This window comes from Burkholderia sp. M6-3 (assembly GCF_050858985.1).
Lineage (GTDB): Bacteria > Pseudomonadota > Gammaproteobacteria > Burkholderiales > Burkholderiaceae > Paraburkholderia > Paraburkholderia caledonica.
This window is the reverse complement of sequence record NZ_CP110090.1, coordinates 41,224-58,677: the sequence shown is the minus strand read 5'-3', so window position 1 is coordinate 58,677 and position 17,454 is coordinate 41,224. Positions and strand designations below refer to the sequence as shown.

Sequence of the window (17,454 nt, the reverse complement as noted above, 5' to 3'; positions counted from 1 at the left end):
CTTGCCCTAACGCGGGGTTCATTTCCATGCCGCATCGTCGCGGCGCCTGATTGTAAGCTAACTGTTAGATATAGGCGCGCGCGGAAAATTCAATCATCTCGATGCGGTGGCGAGCTTGATTCCCAGGCCGACAAAGGCGCTGCCGACGCCGCGGTCCAGCCACTTCTTCACCGACGGCTTGCCGGAGAAACGCCGCGTCACGCTGCCGGCGATCCAGGCGACAAAGCTGTTCCACAGCATGCTCATCACGACGAATACGGCGCCCAGTGTGAGAAAAGCGAGCGCCTTGTGATCTGTGCCGGCAGTAACGAACTGCGGAAAGAAAGAGACGAAGAAAAGCACGACCTTGGGGTTCAGTACGTTTGTCCAGAAGCCTTGGAGGAACAGCTGACGCAGCGACTTGGGAGCACCCGCCCCGCGCGCTTCGCCGCGGGCCTGGTCTTCGGCAGGTTTCGCGAAGATGAGGCGCACTCCGAGATAAATCAGATAAATCGCACCGACGAACTTGATGACAGTGAACGCCGTGGCCGACGCGGCGAGCAGCGCGGTCAAGCCGAACGCGCAGGCTAGCGAATGGACGCAGCACCCGGCCGAAATTCCCAGCGCAGACATAAGCCCGGCGCCGCGGCCCTGCGCGACGCTACGCCCGACGATATAAGCCGTGTCGGGCCCGGGCGTCACGTTCAGCAGAAAGACCGCGACGACGAAGAATTCGAAATGGGTGATGCCGAACATGAGGATCCTCGGAACATGAGCGTTTGCATGGAGGATTTTAACGCGCGGCGACTGTCGGGCGGGGCCGTTGAACATCGGCCAAACGGACGATGTTCAGGCGCCGCCGACTGGTGCTACTTTGCTTCGGGAAGCTGGAAACGCTGCCCGGCAGCCAGCGCAAAGCCGGCCAGGAATTCGCGTACCGGCAGACGTTTGCCGCCGGGCTTCTGCAATTGCGTGAGACGTAGCGCGCCGTCGCCGCAGGTCACGACGACCCGGTCCGGGGCAACGCTGGTGATCGTGCCGGGCGCATCCCCGGCTTGCGCGGGTTCGGCCGCCGCCGCCCAGATCTTGATCGACGTGCCGTCTTGGAGCGTCGCCACGCTGCCCGGAAAGGGATCGAACGCACGCACCTGGCGGGCGAGCACCGAAGCCGGGCGACGCCAGTCGAGCGCGGCCTCGTGCTTGCCGATCTTTTCGGCGTAAGTCACGCCCTCGGCGGGTTGCGGCGTCGAGGTCAGCTTGCCATTGCGCTCCAAATCGATGAGCGCCGCGACTATCAGCTTCGCGCCGTGTTCGGCGAGGCGGTCGTGCAACGTGGCGGTGGTCTCGTTCTCGGAAATCGGCGTGCGCACCTCCGAGATCATGGCGCCGGTGTCGAGACCGGCATCCATTTGCATCAGCGTGATGCCGGTTTCAGCGTCGCCCGCTTCGATCGCGCGATGGATCGGCGCGGCGCCGCGCCAACGCGGCAACAGCGACGCGTGAATGTTGATGCAGCCGAGCGGCGCGATATCGAGCACTTCCTGCGGCAGGATGAGGCCGTAGGCTGCAACCACCATCACGTCGTGCGGCGTGGCGCGCAGGAGATTGATGGCGGCTTCGGCCTCGGCCGGGTATTTCCCCTCCCGGCGCAGCGAAGGCGGTTGCGCGACGGCCAGCCCATGTTCTTCGGCGTAGCGCTTGACCGGGCTCGCCTGCAGTTTCATGCCGCGCCCAGCCGGGCGGTCGGGCTGCGTCAGCACGAGCGGCACCGGAAAACCGGCGCCGTGGATTGCGGCCAGCGCGGCCGACGCAAATTCCGGCGTACCGGCAAAGACAACGCGCAACGAATGGCTCATGAGCAGGGGCGGAAGCAGGGAGCGGAATGAACGCGCATTACATTGCGTGGGCGAGCTTTTTCATCTTGCTCTTGATGCGCGTCTGCTTCAGCGGCGACAAATACTCGACGAACACGCGGCCCATCAGGTGATCCATTTCGTGCTGGATGCACACGGCCAGCAAACCCTCGCAATCCATTTCGAAGGTTTCGCCCTTTTCGTTCAGGGCCCGCACGCGCACTTTCTCGGCGCGCTCGACGTTGTCGTAAATGCCCGGCACAGACAGGCAACCTTCTTCTGACAGCTTTTTCTCGCTGCTGGACCAGACGATTTCCGGATTGATGAAGGCGAGCAGTTGATCGTGCGCGTCCGACACGTCGATCACGATCACGCGCTCGTGCACGTCCACCTGGGTGGCCGCAAGGCCAACGCCGGGCGCGGCGTACATGGTCTCGGCCATGTCCGCGACGAGACGGCGGATGCGGTCGTTGACCTGTTCGACCGGCTTCGCGACCTTGTGCAGGCGCTTGTCCGGGTAATTGAGAATGTTCAGTAAAGCCATGATTTCGAGTGTGATTTTTTGGGCGCCGCTAGCCGTGTGAGGGCTTACGTTGGCCATTCGGCCAGGTTGTCGGCCCGTCGCAATACGCACACGATAGATGGTATCGAACCGGTTCGATTCAACGCGCCAGATGCGCCAAACGACGAGCCCGCGCGGGTGGGCGCGGCGCCGCAGTTATTTCGGATGATGAAAATTTTAGCATGGCGCCCGCCTGCCCGCTGGCCCTGCACGAGGATCGCCCCGCAATGCACACCTTGCCTGCAACCCATAACGAACTCGCCGCGTGGCTGCGGCTTTCTCTCGCCACGGGGCTCAAACCCGCGGCACTGCGCCTGCTGCTGAGCGCCTTTGGCCTACCCGAAGCGATTCTCCAGCAGGACCATGGAACGCTCGCCGCGATCGCCGGCGAGGCTGCGGCACGCGCCGCGCTGGCTCCCACCGGTCCAGAATTCGATGCTCAACTCGACGCGGTAGTCGCATGGCGCGAGCTGCCGGGCAACCATCTGGTCACGCTCGACGACCCGGCCTATCCGCCAGCGCTCCTCACCATGCCCGATCCACCCCCGTTGCTATATATAAAGGGCCGGCTGGACCTGTTGCATACACGAGCGGTCGCGCTGGTGGGCAGCCGCAGCGCCACGCCGCAAGGCATGGAAGACGCCGAACGGTTCGCGCGGACGTTTGCGACGGCGGGCGTCACGGTCGTGTCGGGGCTCGCGCAAGGCATTGACGGTGCGGCTCATCGGGGCGCGCTCGAGGGCGTCGGCAGCACGGTCGCCGTAATCGGCACCGGCGCCGATCTCGTCTATCCGGCTGCGCACCACGCTCTCGCCCGGCAGATCGCGATGCAAGGCGCCATTCTGTCGGAATGGCCACTCGGCACGCCCGCGCGCGCCGCCAACTTTCCACAGCGAAACCGGCTGATTATAAAGGGCCGGCTGGACCTGTTGCATACACGAGCGGTCGCGCTGGTGGGCAGCCGCAGCGCCACGCCGCAAGGCATGGAAGACGCCGAACGGTTCGCGCGGACGTTTGCGACGGCGGGCGTCACGGTCGTGTCGGGGCTCGCGCAAGGCATTGACGGTGCGGCTCATCGGGGCGCGCTCGAGGGCGTCGGCAGCACGGTCGCCGTAATCGGCACCGGCGCCGATCTCGTCTATCCGGCTGCGCACCACGCTCTCGCCCGGCAGATCGCGATGCAAGGCGCCATTCTGTCGGAATGGCCACTCGGCACGCCCGCGCGCGCCGCCAACTTTCCACAGCGAAACCGGCTGATCGCCGGGCTCGTCAGCGGTGTGCTGATCGTGGAGGCGGCCATGCGTTCCGGCTCGCTCATCACGGCGCGCCTCGCGAACGAAATGGGCCGCGATATCTTCGCGCTGCCGGGCTCGATCCACGCGCCGTTGTCACGCGGATGCCATCGCATGATCAAGCAGGGGGCGAAGCTCGTGGAGACGCCAGACGAGGTTCTGGAGGAATTGGGCTTCGTGATAACCGCGCCCGTTCAGGCAAGCACCCGGCGGGATAGGGCGGCGACGCAGGCACCCGGCTCCGCTGCACCCGACAGTGCGGCAACCGCTCGTGCGCAGAGCGAAGAGTCGACGCTGACGGTGGCACGAGCGCGGGCATCTGACATGACCGGCGGTCGGGACCCAGACGCCCAGCGACTGCTCGCCGCCCTCGGCTACGCCCCAACTCCCCTTGAAATACTGGCCACGCGCACCGAAATGGATTACGCCCTACTACAAACGACGTTGCTGCAGCTGGAACTGGCCGGCGAGGTCAGCGCGCTGCCCGGCGGGCGTTACACCCGCGCAAGCCAAGGCCGGACCGCCGCGAACTGCTTTGACCCAGCTTGACCACTCTCCGGGATCGGCCATGCTACATTCGCGCCAAAGCATCCGACAAAGCACCTGAGGAACCACCATGCCCGCGCTGAATCTCGACACCGATCAAGACCGGATCGCCGAGCGCGTCAACGAGCCCGACACGCTGTTCGTTGCCTGCCTGTGTGCGCAATGGTGCGGGACCTGTCGCGAGTATCAGGAGGCGTTCGACAAGCTGGCCGAGCGGCATCCGGAAATCTGTTTCGCATGGATCGACATCGAAACGCATGCTGATCGCTTCGACGATCTCGATGTCGAGAATTTTCCCACCATCCTGATCGAAGACTCAGTAACGACACGATTCTTCGGCACCGTTTTGCCGCAGGCAGCCATCGTGGAGCGGATGTTGTCGGATTTGACCGCTTTGCCCGGCGTGAGCGGCGCGCCGAAATTGCGGCCCGCGCTGAGCGTCGCCTGAGAGCGATCGGCCGCCTGTACGCGCCGTTACGGCATGGGCATTGCGGCCGGCGCCGAGCATGTTTGACGCGGCCTGGCCAGTTGCCAGGCGCGCAATTTTGATGACGCGCTTTTATGGCACTTGACACGCCGCGTTCGCGCCGTGTGCTATAAAGCGGTCGTTAATGGGTCGCAAGGTCGCAAACGAGGGTCGCGCCAGAAGGGCGCGCTCAAGGCCACCAACCCGGATATACCAACCTCACATCGAGTCATGTCCAAAGCACTGATCATCGCCGAAAAGCCTTCCGTCGCGAACGACATCGCGCGCGCTTTGGGCGGTTTTACCAAGCATGACGAATACTACGAGAGCGACGAGTACGTGCTCTCTTCGGCAGTGGGTCACCTGCTGGAAATCGCCGCGCCCGACGAGTACGAAGTCAAACGCGGCAAGTGGAGCTTCGCCAACCTGCCCGTCATTCCGCCGCATTTCGATCTGAATCCGATCGCCAAGAGCGAGTCGCGCCTGAAGGTGCTGACCAAGCTGCTCAAGCGCAAGGATATCGACCGCCTCATCAACGCATGCGACGCGGGGCGCGAGGGCGAACTGATTTTCCGCCTCATCGCGCAACACGCGAAAGCGAAACAGCCGGTTCAACGTCTGTGGCTGCAATCCATGACGCCGGCCGCCATCCGCGACGGCTTCGCACGTCTGCGCAGCGACGAAGAAATGCAGCCGCTCGCCGACGCCGCTCGCTGCCGCTCGGAAGCCGACTGGCTCGTCGGCATCAACGGCACCCGTGCGATGACCGCGTTCAACAGCAAGGGCGGCGGCTTCTTCCTGACCACGGTCGGTCGGGTACAAACGCCAACGTTGTCCATCGTCGTCGAACGCGAAGAGAAAATTCGCCGCTTCGTGCCGCGAGACTACTGGGAAGTGAAAGCGGAGTTCGTCTGCGCGGCCGGTTTCTACGAGGGCCGCTGGTTCGACCCGAAGTTCAAGCGCGACGAGTTCGATCCGGAAAAGCGCGACTCGCGTCTGTGGGCGCTGCCCGCGGCCGAGACGATCGTCGCCGCATGTCGCGGCCAGATCGGTACGGTGAGCGAGGAATCGAAGCCGTCCACGCAGCTGTCGCCGGCGCTCTTCGACCTGACCAGCTTGCAGCGCGAAGCGAACGGCCGCTTTGGCTTCTCGGCCAAGAACACGCTGGGCCTCGCGCAGGCGCTGTACGAAAAGCACAAGGTGCTGACCTATCCGCGGACCGACGCGCGCGCGCTGCCCGAAGACTATATGGATACGGTCAAGCAGACGCTCGGCATGCTCAAGGAGAGCAACAACTATCTGCCGTTTGCCAAGCAGGTGCTCGATAGGGGCTGGGTAAAGCCGAACAAGCGCATCTTCGACAACTCGAAGATCAGCGACCACTTCGCAATCATCCCCACGCTGCAGGCGCCGAAGAATCTGTCAGAGCCGGAACAGAAGCTCTACGATCTGGTGGTGAAGCGCTTCCTGTCGGTGTTCTTCCCGGCAGCGGAATTCAAAGTGACCACCCGCATTACCGAAGTGGTCGGGCATCACTTCAAGACTGAAGGCAAAGTGCTGGTCGAGCCGGGCTGGTTGCAGGTGTACGGTCGCGAAATCAGCGGTGAAGATGCCAACCTCGTACCGGTGCAGAAGGACGAAAAGGTCAAGACCGACAAGATCGCCGCCCAGCAACTCGTGACGAAACCGCCTGCACGCTACAACGAAGCCACGTTGCTGTCCGCCATGGAAGGCGCGGGCAAGCTCGTGGAAGACGACGAGTTGCGCGAGGCAATGGCCGCAAAGGGGCTCGGTACTCCGGCCACGCGCGCCGCCATCATTGAAGGTCTGCTTGGTGAGAAGTATCTGATTCGCGAAGGCCGCGATCTGATCCCGACCGCGAAGGCATTCCAGTTGATGACGCTGCTGCGCGGGCTCGGTGTGAAGGAACTGACCGCGCCGGAGCTCACGGGCGAGTGGGAATACAAGCTGTCGCAAATGGAACGCGGCAACCTGCCGCGCGACGCGTTCATGCAGGAAATTGCCCGCATGACGCAGACCATCGTCAAGCGCGCGAAAGAATACGATTCGGACACGATCCCCGGCGATTACGCGACGTTGCAAACGCCGTGTCCGCACTGCGGCGGCCAGGTGAAGGAGAATTACCGGCGCTTCGCGTGCTCGAAGTGCGAATTCTCGATTTCGAAAATCCCCGGCGGCCGCCAGTTCGAGATCGAGGAAGTCGAGGAACTGCTGAAGAACAAGACGATTGGTCCGCTGTCGGGTTTCCGCAGCAAGATGGGCCGTCCGTTCTCGGCGATTCTCAAGCTTTCACTCGACGACGAAATCAAGAACTACAAGCTCGAGTTCGACTTCGGTCAGGACGCAGGCGGCGAAGACGGCGAACCGCCTGACTTCTCCGACCAGGAATCGGTAGGCGCATGTCCGAAGTGCAAGGGCCGCGTGTTCGAGCACGGCATGAGCTATGTCTGCGAGAATTCGGTCGCGAGCCCGAAAACTTGCGACTTCCGCTCCGGCAAGGTGATCCTGCAGCAGGAGATCGCTCGTGAGCAGATGGCGAAGCTGCTCGAAGAAGGCCGCACCGACCTGCTGACCAATTTCAAGTCGTCACGCACCGGGCGCAATTTCAAGGCGTTCCTCGTCAAGCAGAACGACGGCAAGATCGGCTTCGAATTCGAGAAGAAAGAGCCGTCGGCCAAGACCGCAGCGAAGACCGCCGCGGCAAAGTCAGCCGCGAAGGCCGGAACAGAGATCGAATCGGACGAAGGCGACGCGACGGTCGCGGTGAAGGCAGCGCCGGCAGCGAAAAAGGCCGCGGCGAAGAAAGCGCCGGCAACCAAAGCCGCTGCGGCAAAGAAGGCGCCAGCCAAAAAGACGGCGGCTCGAAAGACGGGCTCCTGACCGAGCGACGCGGCGGGCGTGCACGGCCTTCGCGCCGCAGCCCGCCCGATCTCAAGTTGACGATAAAAAAGCGCGATCACCAAAGGTGACCGCGCTTTTTTTACGCCTTGCAAAACGCGCTTGTACTGCGCGACATGGACTCTCGAACGACGCCTCTACAGTGGGGTCAACGCCGACAGCTGAGTGCGGTTCGAAGTCTTGGCCAACGTCTTGGGCACCGGTGACAACTCGCTGTCCAGCAGTCGCGACAGCGGCTCGGCGCCGTCAAAAGCTTCGGGCGGCATGGACGATTCCGCCGCTTCGAATGACGCCTGCGGCACCGGCCGCCCGACGCCGTCTTTGATCCACTGTTCGCCGAGCAGGCTGTTCGGTGTCTGGCTGAAATGCTCGACCAGGTGATCGATGAACGTGCGCACCTTCGCGGGCAAGTGACGGCGACTCGGATAGGCGATATTGATCTCGACTTGCGGCAAACGGTAATCGCCGAGCAAGCGCACCAGCCTGCCGCGCGTCATGTCGCGGCCGATCAGATAACTCGGCAGAATCGCGATGCCCATGCCGAGCAGCGCAAACTGACGCAGCATCTCCGTATTGTTTGCCACGATCACGTTCGACGGACGCACCCGTACTTCGCCTTCCGGGCCCGTAAATACGCGCTCGTCGCCCCAATACTCCGACGGCAGGCTCAGGCACGGATGCTCCAGCAAATGCTCGGGGCGCGTGGGCGTGCCGTGCTTTTCCAGATACGCAGGCGTTGCGCACACGGTCATGCAGCCCGTGGTCAGACGCCGCGTGACAATGCTTGCGCTGCGCATTTGCCGGGCAATGACCACACCTACGTCGAAGCCTTCTTCCACCAGATCGACCTGACGGTCCACCAGCGTCACGTCGGGAATGACTTTCGGATAGCGTTCCGCGTACGTCTGCAGTACCGGAGCCAGATTGTGCAAGCCGAACACGACCGGCGCGACGATCCTCAAGGTGCCGACGGGCTCGTGATTTCGCGCGACCACCATCTGCTCGACGTCTTCAAGTTCGTCGAGAATCTGGCGCGCGCGTTCGAGATAAACCTGACCGGACTCGGTCAGGGACAAGCTGCGAGTCGTTCTGTTGAGCAGCCGCGTACCTAGACGCCCCTCCAGGTCGGCAACGTGACGGGTGGCAACTGCGTTGGAAATATCCATCGCGCTCGCGGCGCGGGCAAAACTGCCGAGATCCGCCACCTTGACGAAAACTCGCATCGACTGCAAATGGTCCATATGACAACTCCTGCCGTGTTACGGCTTCCTGACAATTGGTGATAACCAGTGGAAGCGAACTAGGGATTCTCCTACGACTCGCGTAATCGTGCAGAAGTTGCCCGCAAAAGCGGAAATTTCGTCAATTTTCGTGCGACTGTGTGCCCTAATGTGGGGCGCGAGCGTCGATTGTTCCGCAGATGGAAACAAACTTGCTGCGGCGCAGCTTTGGACAGGCCGTCGTGTGAATAGACACGGCTCGGCTGTGATCCGGTTTGCGCGCCGGTGCTTCGTACGCAACACGGCAAAAAAGCGAGAAAAAGCCGCCCGAAGGCGGCTTCCAGTTGATAGTGACCGCTCACATGGCTACGCGGCCAGTTTGCTTTCCAATTGAGTCTTGGCATGCGTCAGCGCGGGCGGCAAGCCTTGCTGCAACGTGTCGAAGAGTTCGGCATGGAGGGCGAGTTCAGCGCGCCAGGCTGCGTCGTCCACGGAGATCACCTGCTCGAACTGCTCGCGGCTAAAGTCCAAACCGCTCCAGTCGACGTCCTCGTACCGCGGCGACGTGCCAAACGCATGCTCTTCGCCCTGCGCGGTGCCCTCGATGCGGCCGACCATCCAGCCAAGCACGCGCATGTTTTCGCCGAAGCCCGGCCACACGAACTTGCCGTCGGCACCCTTGCGGAACCAGTTGACGCAGAAGATTTTCGGCAGCTTCGCGTTCATCTGCTGCAAGCGCTCGCCTGTCTTCAGCCAATGGCCGAAGTACTCGCTCATGTTGTAGCCGCAGAACGGCAGCATCGCGAACGGATCGCGCCGCACGACGCCCTGCTGCCCGGCGGCCGCGGCGGTGGTCTCGGAGCCCATGGTCGCCGCCATGTAGACACCCTCGACCCAGTTGCGCGCCTCCGTGACGAGCGGCACTGTGGTCGACCGGCGACCACCGAAGATGAACGCGTCGATCGGCACGCCCGCCGGGTTTTCCCAGTCCGCGTCGATCGAGGGACATTGCGAGGCCGGCGCCGTGAAACGCGCATTGGGATGCGCCGCCTTGCGCCCGCTCTCTTTCGCGCTCGCCGGCGTCCAGTCTTTGCCTTGCCAGTCGATCAGGTGCGCGGGCGGTTCGTCGGTCATGCCTTCCCACCAGACGTCGCCGTCGTCGGTGAGCGCCACGTTGGTGAAAATCACGTTTTCCTTCAACGTGGCCATTGCGTTGAAGTTGGTCTTTTCACTCGTGCCGGGGGCCACGCCGAAGTAGCCCGCCTCCGGATTGATCGCGTACAGGCGGCCGTCCTTGCCCGGCTTGATCCACGCGATATCGTCGCCGATGGTGGAAATTTTCCAGCCGTTCAGCCCTTCTGGCGGAATCAGCATCGCGAAGTTGGTCTTGCCGCACGCCGACGGAAACGCCGCCGCCACGTGATGTTTGCGTCCCTCGGGTGAAGTCACGCCGAGAATCAGCATATGCTCGGCAAGCCAGCCTTCGTCGCGGCCCATTGTCGATGCAATGCGCAGCGCAAAGCACTTCTTGCCAAGCAACGCGTTGCCGCCGTATCCCGAGCCATAACTCCATATTTCGCGTGTCTCGGGAAAATGGACGATGTACTTGGTCGGGTTGCACGGCCAGGGCACGTCTTTCGCGCCGGCCTCGAGCGGTGCGCCCACCGAATGCACGCACGGCACGAACTCTCCGTCTTCGCCGAGCACGTTATACACCTTGCGGCCCATGCGCGTCATGATGCGCATGTTGGTGACCACATACGGGCTGTCGCTCAATTCGACGCCGATATGCGCGATCGGCGAACCCAGCGGGCCCATGGAGAACGGAACCACGTACATGGTGCGGCCACGCATCGCGCCGTCGAACAGGCCGTCCAGCGTTTCGCGCATTTCTTGCGGCGCGACCCAGTTGTTAGTCGGTCCTGCGTCTTCCGGACGTTGCGCGCAAATGAACGTGCGATCTTCGACACGCGCGACGTCGGAGGGATCGGACCATGCGAGATATGAGTTGGGACGTTTGGCGGGATTGAGCTTTCTGAGCGTGCCGGCTTCGACCATCTGTGCGCACAACCGGTCATACTCTTCCTGCGATCCGTCGCACCAGACGATGTTGTCCGGCTTGGTCATAGCGGCAACGCGCTGGACCCAGTCGATCAGTTTTCGATGTTTGACCCACGCGGGCGCTTCTACTGACGCTTTGACTGTGGGTTGTCCTTCGAATGATGGATGATTCATCGACTTGTCTCCGTTTGTAGTGAATAGGAAAACGGTACAAGCCCGGCGACGCTGCATGCGAGAGGCATTTACTGGTTGCGCCAGTTCTACGAACCGACGCGCAATTGCGCAGGTCATCACGGGCTTCAACACAGTCTGTTGGGCCGATACGCGCTGGACAGGCGTTGCAACCGTCTGTAAAGCGGCTTGCCTCAACACGCAACAAACTGTTAAAAACGATGTCAATCGGCCTTGCCGTCACGCTGTCGTTCTATGCGGCAGCTTCTACGGTAAGGCAATCAGCCAGACCGCCATGTGACCTGGGTCACATGATGGGACAGTCAGCATAACATTCCGTTCCGCACCAACCTGGTGCGACGCAAGACACATACCATGAAGATTGCCATCCTCGACGATTATCAGGACGCCGTTCGCAAGCTCGACTGCTTTCAACTGCTGGCCGACCATGAGGTCAAAGTTTTCAATAACACCGTCCGCGGACTCGGCCAACTGGCGAGCCGTCTCGCGGAGGTCGACGCGCTTGTCCTGATTCGGGAACGCACTCGCATCAGCTCGCAACTCCTCGATAAACTGCCTCGTTTGCGCATGATCAGCCAAACGGGCAAGGTGTCCAATCACATCGATCTCGGCGCCTGTACGGAGCGCGGTATTGCCGTGCTGGAAGGCAGCGGCTCACCGATCGCGCCCGCGGAACTCACGTGGGCTCTCATCATGGCGGCGCAGCGGCGCATTCCGCAATACGTGGCGAACCTTAAGCAAGGAGCCTGGCAACAGTCGGGGCTCAAGACCTCGGCACTGCCGCCGAATTTTGGCTTGGGCCAGGTGTTGCGCGGTCAGACGCTGGGCATCTGGGGCTACGGCAAGATCGGGCGGCTCGTTGCCGGCTACGGCAAGGCGTTCGGCATGAACGTGTTGATCTGGGGCCGCGAGCATTCACGCGAAGCCGCTCGTGAAGATGGTTATGGCGTGGCCGAGAGCCGCGAAGCGCTGTTCGAGCAGAGCGACGTGCTGTCGCTGCATCTTCGTTTGCACGACGACACGCGCGGCATCGTCAAGCAGGAAGACCTGATGCGGATGAAGCCGACCGCGTTGCTCGTGAACACGAGCCGCGCCGAACTGCTCGACGAGAACGCGCTGGTCAATGCGCTTTCGCATAACCGTCCGGGCATGGTCGCGATCGACGTGTATGAAAGCGAGCCGATTCTGCAGGGCTACAGCCTGCTGCGCATGGAGAACGTGATCTGCACGCCGCACATCGGCTATGTCGAGCGCGAGAGCTATGAGCTTTACTTCAGCGCGGCGTTCAAGAACATCCTGGCTTTCGACGCCGGCGACACCGCCAGCGTGGCAAATCCTGAAGCATTGCAGGGCGGACGTCGGCGTTAAGCGGCGATTTCCAGCAGATCGGGCATGCGTTGGAGAAACGTCTCGCCGTCAGCGCGGCCGAGGTTGTATGCATGCACCATCTGCGAAGGACTCGTGTAGTCCCAGCTCGAAATAGGCACCTTGCGCGAGGGCTGCACGTAAAGCCGTTGTTGCGCGCCGTGAGGCACGACGAACATTTGCGGCCGAGGATAGAGACGCGTGACCATCACGAGTACGTTGCCGGGCGCGTCGGCGTCGAGCGCACCGACGGGCACGTTGTCGACCATTCCGCCGTCGAGCACCGGGCGGCCATTGCGCCTCAAGACCGGCGTGAAAGGCGGCGTGCTCGACGACTGGAGGATCAGGTCCGCGAGATCTTCGACGGTCGCGCAATCTTGCGCGCGCACGAATTCCGGATGAAAACCAAGCGTCTGACCCAGCGTAGGGTGCAGCGTCTTGCGCACGTATTTTTCGATGTTGTACGCGATCAGGCCGGCCGCCACCGCGCTGCGCGCACCCAACCAGCGCGGCAGATGCGAAACGCCGATGCGAATTTCCGGCGCTTGCGCGAGTGATGAAAACTTCTCACCGTAAATGTCGAGCAACGCCTGACGGTAGATGCGGTAATGCGGAAACACCGACTCGCCGCGCAACAGGTTGCCCCAATAGGCGTTGCGTGAATTGTGACGTAGCGCGTCTTCGTAGTAGCGCATGACCCACTGTGAGTCGCGCGTGTAGAGCATGCACGCGGTCGCGGCGCCAGCCGAAATGCCGGCGATCACGCGTGGACGGATGCGCAATTCCGGTTGCACGACGTCCCAGAAACCCGCCTGCCACCAGCAACGATTGCCGCCGCCCGCGAACACAACCTGGTCGAACATCTCGATATCCTCTAATGCTGTCTGCGCGGTTTATGCGAGCAACGCGTAAGTCGTGGTTGCGTGAACGGCCATGTTGCCGGTCTCGTCCAGCAGCTCGACTTCGCCGAACACGAGATTGCGGCCGAGACGCAGCACGCGGGCGGTGATCAACACATCGCCGTTGCGCACAGCACGCATGAAGCTGATGTTGAGCGACACGGTTGTCATCGGCTTGAAGCCGCCGAGCGCGGCTGAAATAGCGACGATCATGGCCGTGTCGGCCGCCGCCATGAACACCTGCCCGCAGATAACGCCACCTGAATGACGCAGTTCGCCCGAAAAAGGTAGGCGAAGCGTTGCGCTGTCCGCGTCGACCTTCACGGGAGTCAGCGTCAGCGAACGGACCCAGGGCGCGAGGACGCGGTCGAGCAATTCGGTGATCTCTTTGTCATCCATGGCAATTCCCCGTTGAAAGCCGCGCTGCGCAAAAGCGGCGAGTGTCCGCGTCATGATACCGGGACGCCGGAGGTGGCGCGTTCTCGCGGGCGCCCGTTTTAGCGAGCGACGACTCTACTGGATCGAAGCGGTATTTTTAAGAAATCTGCTAAAGGGGGCTTGGCAATGGATGGAACATGCTGCATAATTTCGCTTCTGTTGGGGCGTTAGCTCAGTTGGTAGAGCAGCGGACTCTTAATCCGTAGGTCGAGTGTTCGAGTCACTCACGCCCCACCAAAGAATTTGAAAGGCCGGTTAGCGAAAGCTAACCGGCCTTTTTCGTTTGCCGAGTCGCGCCGGAGAGACCGCGGTAGCGCCTCGCACCTCTCTGCGCGACGCTCGGAAAGCACAACTTCTCCCGACCAGCACCTCCACCGCATCGCCGCGCGCCGCCGCAGCCACACTCGCCCGCACAAAAATTTCCAATGCGTAACGACTTATTGCGAACTATTATCATCCGTGTAATGATACTGATTCTCATTTGAGAATAAGACGATGGGTCCATCACCTCTTAGGGCAGGCAGACCGCCTGTCGATGCCGCACGGGCGCTGGCATCCGTCGAATCAGAAAAATAGCGACAACGACAGGGTTATCGATGTTCCGAAACACGCCTCTCGCGGCGGCCGTTCTGGTCGCGTTCGCGACGCCGCTCTACGCTCAATCGACCGCAACGCCCGCGACCGGCGCCCAACCCGGGTCGCCCGCCTCCGCGTCGAGCGCAAGCGCGGAAAGCGCCACATTGCCCACCGTCAAAGTAACGGGCCAAACCAGTAGGTCCGCGGACTTCGCGCCTGACGTCTCCAGCGTCGGCGCAAAAGTGCCGACCGCGCTGCGCGATATTCCGCAAGCCGTGGTCGTGGTGCCGAAGGCCGTGCTGCAATCACAGGCCGCAAGTTCGTTCACCGACGCGCTACGCAACGTGCCGGGCATCACGATCGGTGCCGCTGAAGGCGGGCAGATCGGCAACAACATCAACCTGCGCGGCTTTTCAGCGCGCACCGACATCTACCTCGACAGCTTCCGCGATCGTGGCCAGTACTATCGCGACACGTTCAACCTCGAATCGATCGACGTGCTGTACGGCCCGTCGTCCCTGTACTTCGGGCGCGGCTCCACGGGCGGCGTCATCAATCAGGTCAGCAAGCAACCAACGCTCAAACCCCGCGCCGACGTGTCCCTGCAGGCCGGCACGCACGACCGCTACCGCACGACGGTCGACCTGGACACGCCGATCACATCGACATCCGCATTCCGGATCAACGCGTTCGGCCAAAGCCTCGGCTCGTCGCGCGACGTGATGAAGAGCAAGGACTACGGCGTCGCACCCGAGGTGAAATTCGGCATCGGCACGCCAACGGAAATCACGCTGTCCGCGCTGATCCAGCACAACCGCGATCAGCCCGACTACGGCATTCCGGCGCTCAACGGTCATCCCGCGCCGGTGAATCGCGGCACGTTCTACGGCTTCACCGACGACCGCACGATCCAGGACGTGCAGACGCTGAACGCCCGCATCGAACACCGCTTCAACGACAACCTCAAGCTGCGCAACCAGACCCAGTTCAGCCACTACAGCACGGAAGCACGCGCGACGAACGCGGCGTCGGTGCTGACAGGTCCGCTGCCTACCTCGACGGCGTTGACCAACGGCAACTACACGACGATCGATCCGTCACGACTGTTCGTGAAGCTGCAGGGCAAGGACCGCAACATCAACGACCACTCGGTCTACAACTCGACAGACGTCGAGGCCAAGTTCAACACCGGCTTCATCAAGCACGATGTCGTCGCGGGCGTCGATCTGAGCCACGAGACGTACAGTAACCAGAGTTTCGCGACCACCACGCCGGGCCTGCCGTCGAACACGATCGCTATCGTGCCGCTCGTCGACCCGACTTATACGACGCGCCCGTCGAACGCGAAAACCGTCGCGACGAACCTCGCCGAGTCGAGCGCGAACGGCGTCGGCATCTACGCGAACGACACGGTGTCCATCGGCGAACATTGGAAGATCGTGGGCGGCCTTCGCTGGGACCGCTACGAAGCGTCGATTCATAACTCGATCAATGCGCCTTCATACGCCACGCAAACAAACTACTTCAGGAGCGTTCGCGGCGGCGTGATCTGGCAGCCGGCCGACTGGCAGTCTTACTACGTGTCGTACGGTACGTCGTTTAATCCGTCGCTCGAAGCACTCACGCTCACGAACAACACACAGAGCCTGCCGCCCGAGCACAACAAGTCGTATGAGGTCGGCGCGAAGTGGGATCTGCTGGGCGGCGGCCTGTCCGTCACCCAATCGCTCTTCAACATCGAGAAGACGAACGCGCGCACGCTGAATGCCGACGGCAGTTACACGCTCGACGGCGACATCCGCGTACGTGGCTATCAGCTTGGACTTGCGGGCCACATCACCGACAAGTGGCAAGTGTTCGGCGGCTACACGTACATGGACGCAACGATCCTGAAGGCGCTAGACGGCACGACCGGCAACACGCCAGCGAATACGCCGCGCAACATGCTGACGCTGTGGACGACGTATGCGTTCACTCCGCATTGGGAAATCGGCGGCGGCCCGATTTACACATCGTCGCGTTATGCCGCGAACAACAACTTCGTGAAGGTCGGCGGCTACACGCGTTGGGACGCAATGGCCGCGTATCACGCGAAAAAGTACGACGTCCAGTTCAACGTGCTGAATCTCACGGACAAGAACTACTACGACGCGCTGATTCCGTCGGACGGCGGACGCGCGGTGCCAGGCAACGGCCGCACGTTCCTCGCGACGTTAAACTACCGGTTCTTCTGATCGCCGCAACGAGCGACCAACGTCACTCACGCCGCGCGCTTTCCCGCTCCGTCAGGCAGCGGGAAAGCGCGCGGTTCGCAGGAAAGTCCAACCATGATTGTCTCGATACCTGACGTATTCAGCCCCGCCGACGCCGCCGCCATGCGCGCGCATCTCGAAGCGTCGACAGACGCGTGGGTGGATGGCCGCGCGACGGCCGGCTATCAGGGCGCGCCAGTCAAGCGTAACCAGCAGATCGCGGAAGGCTCGCCGATTGCGCTGGAAATGGGCGACCGGATCATCGCGGCGCTCGAGCGGCACCCGCTCTTTATCAGCGCGGTGCTGCCGAACAAGGTCTATCCGCCGCTGTTCAACCGCTATGAAGGCGGCATGCATTTCGGTAGCCATGTGGATGGCGCCATTCGTCTCGTGCCCGGCAGCGGCGCGCGCGTACGCACGGACGTCTCGGTCACGCTCTTCCTCACGCCTCCCGACGAATACGACGGCGGGGAACTGCTGATAGAAGACACCTTCGGCGTACAGGAAGTGAAGTTGCCCGCCGGTCATGCCATCGTTTATCCCGGCACCAGTCTGCACCAGGTGCGGCCCGTCACGCGCGGCGCGCGCGTGTCGAGCTTCTTCTGGGCACAAAGCCTCGTGCGCGACGATACGCAGCGCGCGATGCTGTTCGACATGGACGGCGCGATCCAGCGTCTGAATGCGTCGAACGCGGACGATGCCGCGCGTCGCACGCTCGTCGGCTGTTATCACAACCTGCTGCGCATGTGGAGCGATACGTAAAGTCGTACTAAACGGCGGATTTCTCCTGCAAGCTGGCTAGAGCGACGCGCATTTTTGTCCTACGCTTTAAGC

General features: G+C 62.3%; 13 protein-coding genes and 1 tRNA gene. 7 read left to right on the top strand and 7 right to left on the bottom strand.

All coding sequences use genetic code 11. The features are described 5' to 3' along the window. Positions 1-93: 93 nt before the first annotated feature. The 3 genes from OH764_RS00215 to def form a co-directional block, all read right to left on the bottom strand. Complete coding sequence (locus OH764_RS00215; protein ID WP_020067275.1) at positions 94-735, bottom strand: LysE family translocator; 642 nt, start codon at positions 733-735, stop codon at positions 94-96. 113 nt (positions 736-848) lie between these two features. Next, positions 849-1,835, bottom strand: coding sequence for a methionyl-tRNA formyltransferase (fmt, locus tag OH764_RS00210; protein WP_498847600.1), 987 nt, complete (start codon positions 1,833-1,835; stop codon positions 849-851). Positions 1,836-1,872: 37 nt separating this feature from the next. After that, positions 1,873-2,376 (bottom strand): peptide deformylase, encoded by a 504-nt coding sequence (gene def, locus OH764_RS00205; protein WP_214878176.1) that lies wholly within the window; start codon positions 2,374-2,376, stop codon positions 1,873-1,875. Between the two features lie 245 nt (positions 2,377-2,621). Between def and dprA the strand changes: the two genes are divergently transcribed. From dprA to OH764_RS00190, 3 genes are all read left to right on the top strand, one after another. Further along, positions 2,622-4,235 carry a DNA-processing protein DprA gene (dprA, locus tag OH764_RS00200; protein WP_498847599.1) on the top strand — a complete coding sequence of 538 codons (1,614 nt, stop codon included), beginning with the start codon at positions 2,622-2,624 and terminating at the stop codon, positions 4,233-4,235. Between the two features lie 67 nt (positions 4,236-4,302). After that, the gene (locus OH764_RS00195; protein ID WP_498847598.1) at positions 4,303-4,680 is read left to right on the top strand and encodes a thioredoxin family protein; all 378 of its coding nucleotides are present in this window, start codon (positions 4,303-4,305) and stop codon (positions 4,678-4,680) included. A gap of 249 nt (positions 4,681-4,929) precedes the next feature. After that, positions 4,930-7,599 carry a DNA topoisomerase III gene (locus OH764_RS00190; protein ID WP_498847597.1) on the top strand — a complete coding sequence of 890 codons (2,670 nt, stop codon included), beginning with the start codon at positions 4,930-4,932 and terminating at the stop codon, positions 7,597-7,599. Between the two features lie 155 nt (positions 7,600-7,754). On the opposite strand, the gene OH764_RS00185 is transcribed toward OH764_RS00190, so the two are convergent. Both OH764_RS00185 and OH764_RS00180 read right to left on the bottom strand, forming a co-directional pair. After that, positions 7,755-8,858 carry a LysR family transcriptional regulator gene (locus OH764_RS00185; RefSeq protein WP_498847596.1) on the bottom strand — a complete coding sequence of 368 codons (1,104 nt, stop codon included), beginning with the start codon at positions 8,856-8,858 and terminating at the stop codon, positions 7,755-7,757. Between the two features lie 345 nt (positions 8,859-9,203). After that, on the bottom strand, positions 9,204-11,072 hold the full coding sequence (locus OH764_RS00180) for a phosphoenolpyruvate carboxykinase (GTP) (protein WP_498847595.1): 1,869 nt from the start codon (positions 11,070-11,072) through the stop codon (positions 9,204-9,206). A 372-nt stretch (positions 11,073-11,444) separates the two neighbouring features. Here OH764_RS00180 and OH764_RS00175 point away from each other — a divergent pair, with 372 nt between their 5' ends. After that, positions 11,445-12,458 carry a D-2-hydroxyacid dehydrogenase family protein gene (locus OH764_RS00175; RefSeq protein ID WP_498847594.1) on the top strand — a complete coding sequence of 338 codons (1,014 nt, stop codon included), beginning with the start codon at positions 11,445-11,447 and terminating at the stop codon, positions 12,456-12,458. Here OH764_RS00175 and OH764_RS00170 read toward each other — a convergent pair. Both OH764_RS00170 and OH764_RS00165 read right to left on the bottom strand, forming a co-directional pair. After that, positions 12,455-13,318 (bottom strand): patatin-like phospholipase family protein, encoded by an 864-nt coding sequence (locus OH764_RS00170; protein ID WP_087752322.1) that lies wholly within the window; start codon positions 13,316-13,318, stop codon positions 12,455-12,457. The genes OH764_RS00175 and OH764_RS00170 overlap by 4 nt on opposite strands. A 30-nt stretch (positions 13,319-13,348) precedes the next feature. Further along, positions 13,349-13,753 carry a PaaI family thioesterase gene (locus OH764_RS00165; RefSeq protein ID WP_020067285.1) on the bottom strand — a complete coding sequence of 135 codons (405 nt, stop codon included), beginning with the start codon at positions 13,751-13,753 and terminating at the stop codon, positions 13,349-13,351. Positions 13,754-13,953: 200 nt separating this feature from the next. Between OH764_RS00165 and OH764_RS00160 the strand changes: the two genes are divergently transcribed. The 3 genes from OH764_RS00160 to OH764_RS00150 all read left to right on the top strand — a co-directional run bounded on the left by OH764_RS00160 (position 13,954) and on the right by OH764_RS00150 (position 17,382). Continuing rightward, a tRNA-Lys gene (locus OH764_RS00160) sits at positions 13,954-14,029 on the top strand. 359 nt (positions 14,030-14,388) lie between these two features. Continuing rightward, complete coding sequence (locus OH764_RS00155; RefSeq protein ID WP_498847593.1) at positions 14,389-16,602, top strand: TonB-dependent receptor; 2,214 nt, start codon at positions 14,389-14,391, stop codon at positions 16,600-16,602. A gap of 93 nt (positions 16,603-16,695) precedes the next feature. Then, positions 16,696-17,382, top strand: a complete 687-nt coding sequence (locus OH764_RS00150; protein ID WP_110405274.1) for a Fe2+-dependent dioxygenase — start codon at positions 16,696-16,698, stop codon at positions 17,380-17,382. Positions 17,383-17,454 lie beyond the last annotated feature (72 nt).

Bases quoted from the DNA above. Each gene is read 5' to 3' on its own strand.
- OH764_RS00215 (WP_020067275.1), bottom strand. From the start codon at position 735: ATGTTCGGCATCACCCATTTCGAATTCTTCGTCGTCGCGGTCTTTCTG.
- fmt (WP_498847600.1), bottom strand. From the start codon at position 1,835: ATGAGCCATTCGTTGCGCGTTGTCTTTGCCGGTACGCCGGAATTTGCG.
- def (WP_214878176.1), bottom strand. From the start codon at position 2,376: ATGGCTTTACTGAACATTCTCAATTACCCGGACAAGCGCCTGCACAAG.
- dprA (WP_498847599.1), top strand. From the start codon at position 2,622: ATGCACACCTTGCCTGCAACCCATAACGAACTCGCCGCGTGGCTGCGG.
- OH764_RS00195 (WP_498847598.1), top strand. From the start codon at position 4,303: ATGCCCGCGCTGAATCTCGACACCGATCAAGACCGGATCGCCGAGCGC.
- OH764_RS00190 (WP_498847597.1), top strand. From the start codon at position 4,930: ATGTCCAAAGCACTGATCATCGCCGAAAAGCCTTCCGTCGCGAACGAC.
- OH764_RS00185 (WP_498847596.1), bottom strand. From the start codon at position 8,858: ATGGACCATTTGCAGTCGATGCGAGTTTTCGTCAAGGTGGCGGATCTC.
- OH764_RS00180 (WP_498847595.1), bottom strand. From the start codon at position 11,072: ATGAATCATCCATCATTCGAAGGACAACCCACAGTCAAAGCGTCAGTA.
- OH764_RS00175 (WP_498847594.1), top strand. From the start codon at position 11,445: ATGAAGATTGCCATCCTCGACGATTATCAGGACGCCGTTCGCAAGCTC.
- OH764_RS00170 (WP_087752322.1), bottom strand. From the start codon at position 13,318: ATGTTCGACCAGGTTGTGTTCGCGGGCGGCGGCAATCGTTGCTGGTGG.
- OH764_RS00165 (WP_020067285.1), bottom strand. From the start codon at position 13,753: ATGGATGACAAAGAGATCACCGAATTGCTCGACCGCGTCCTCGCGCCC.
- OH764_RS00155 (WP_498847593.1), top strand. From the start codon at position 14,389: ATGTTCCGAAACACGCCTCTCGCGGCGGCCGTTCTGGTCGCGTTCGCG.
- OH764_RS00150 (WP_110405274.1), top strand. From the start codon at position 16,696: ATGATTGTCTCGATACCTGACGTATTCAGCCCCGCCGACGCCGCCGCC.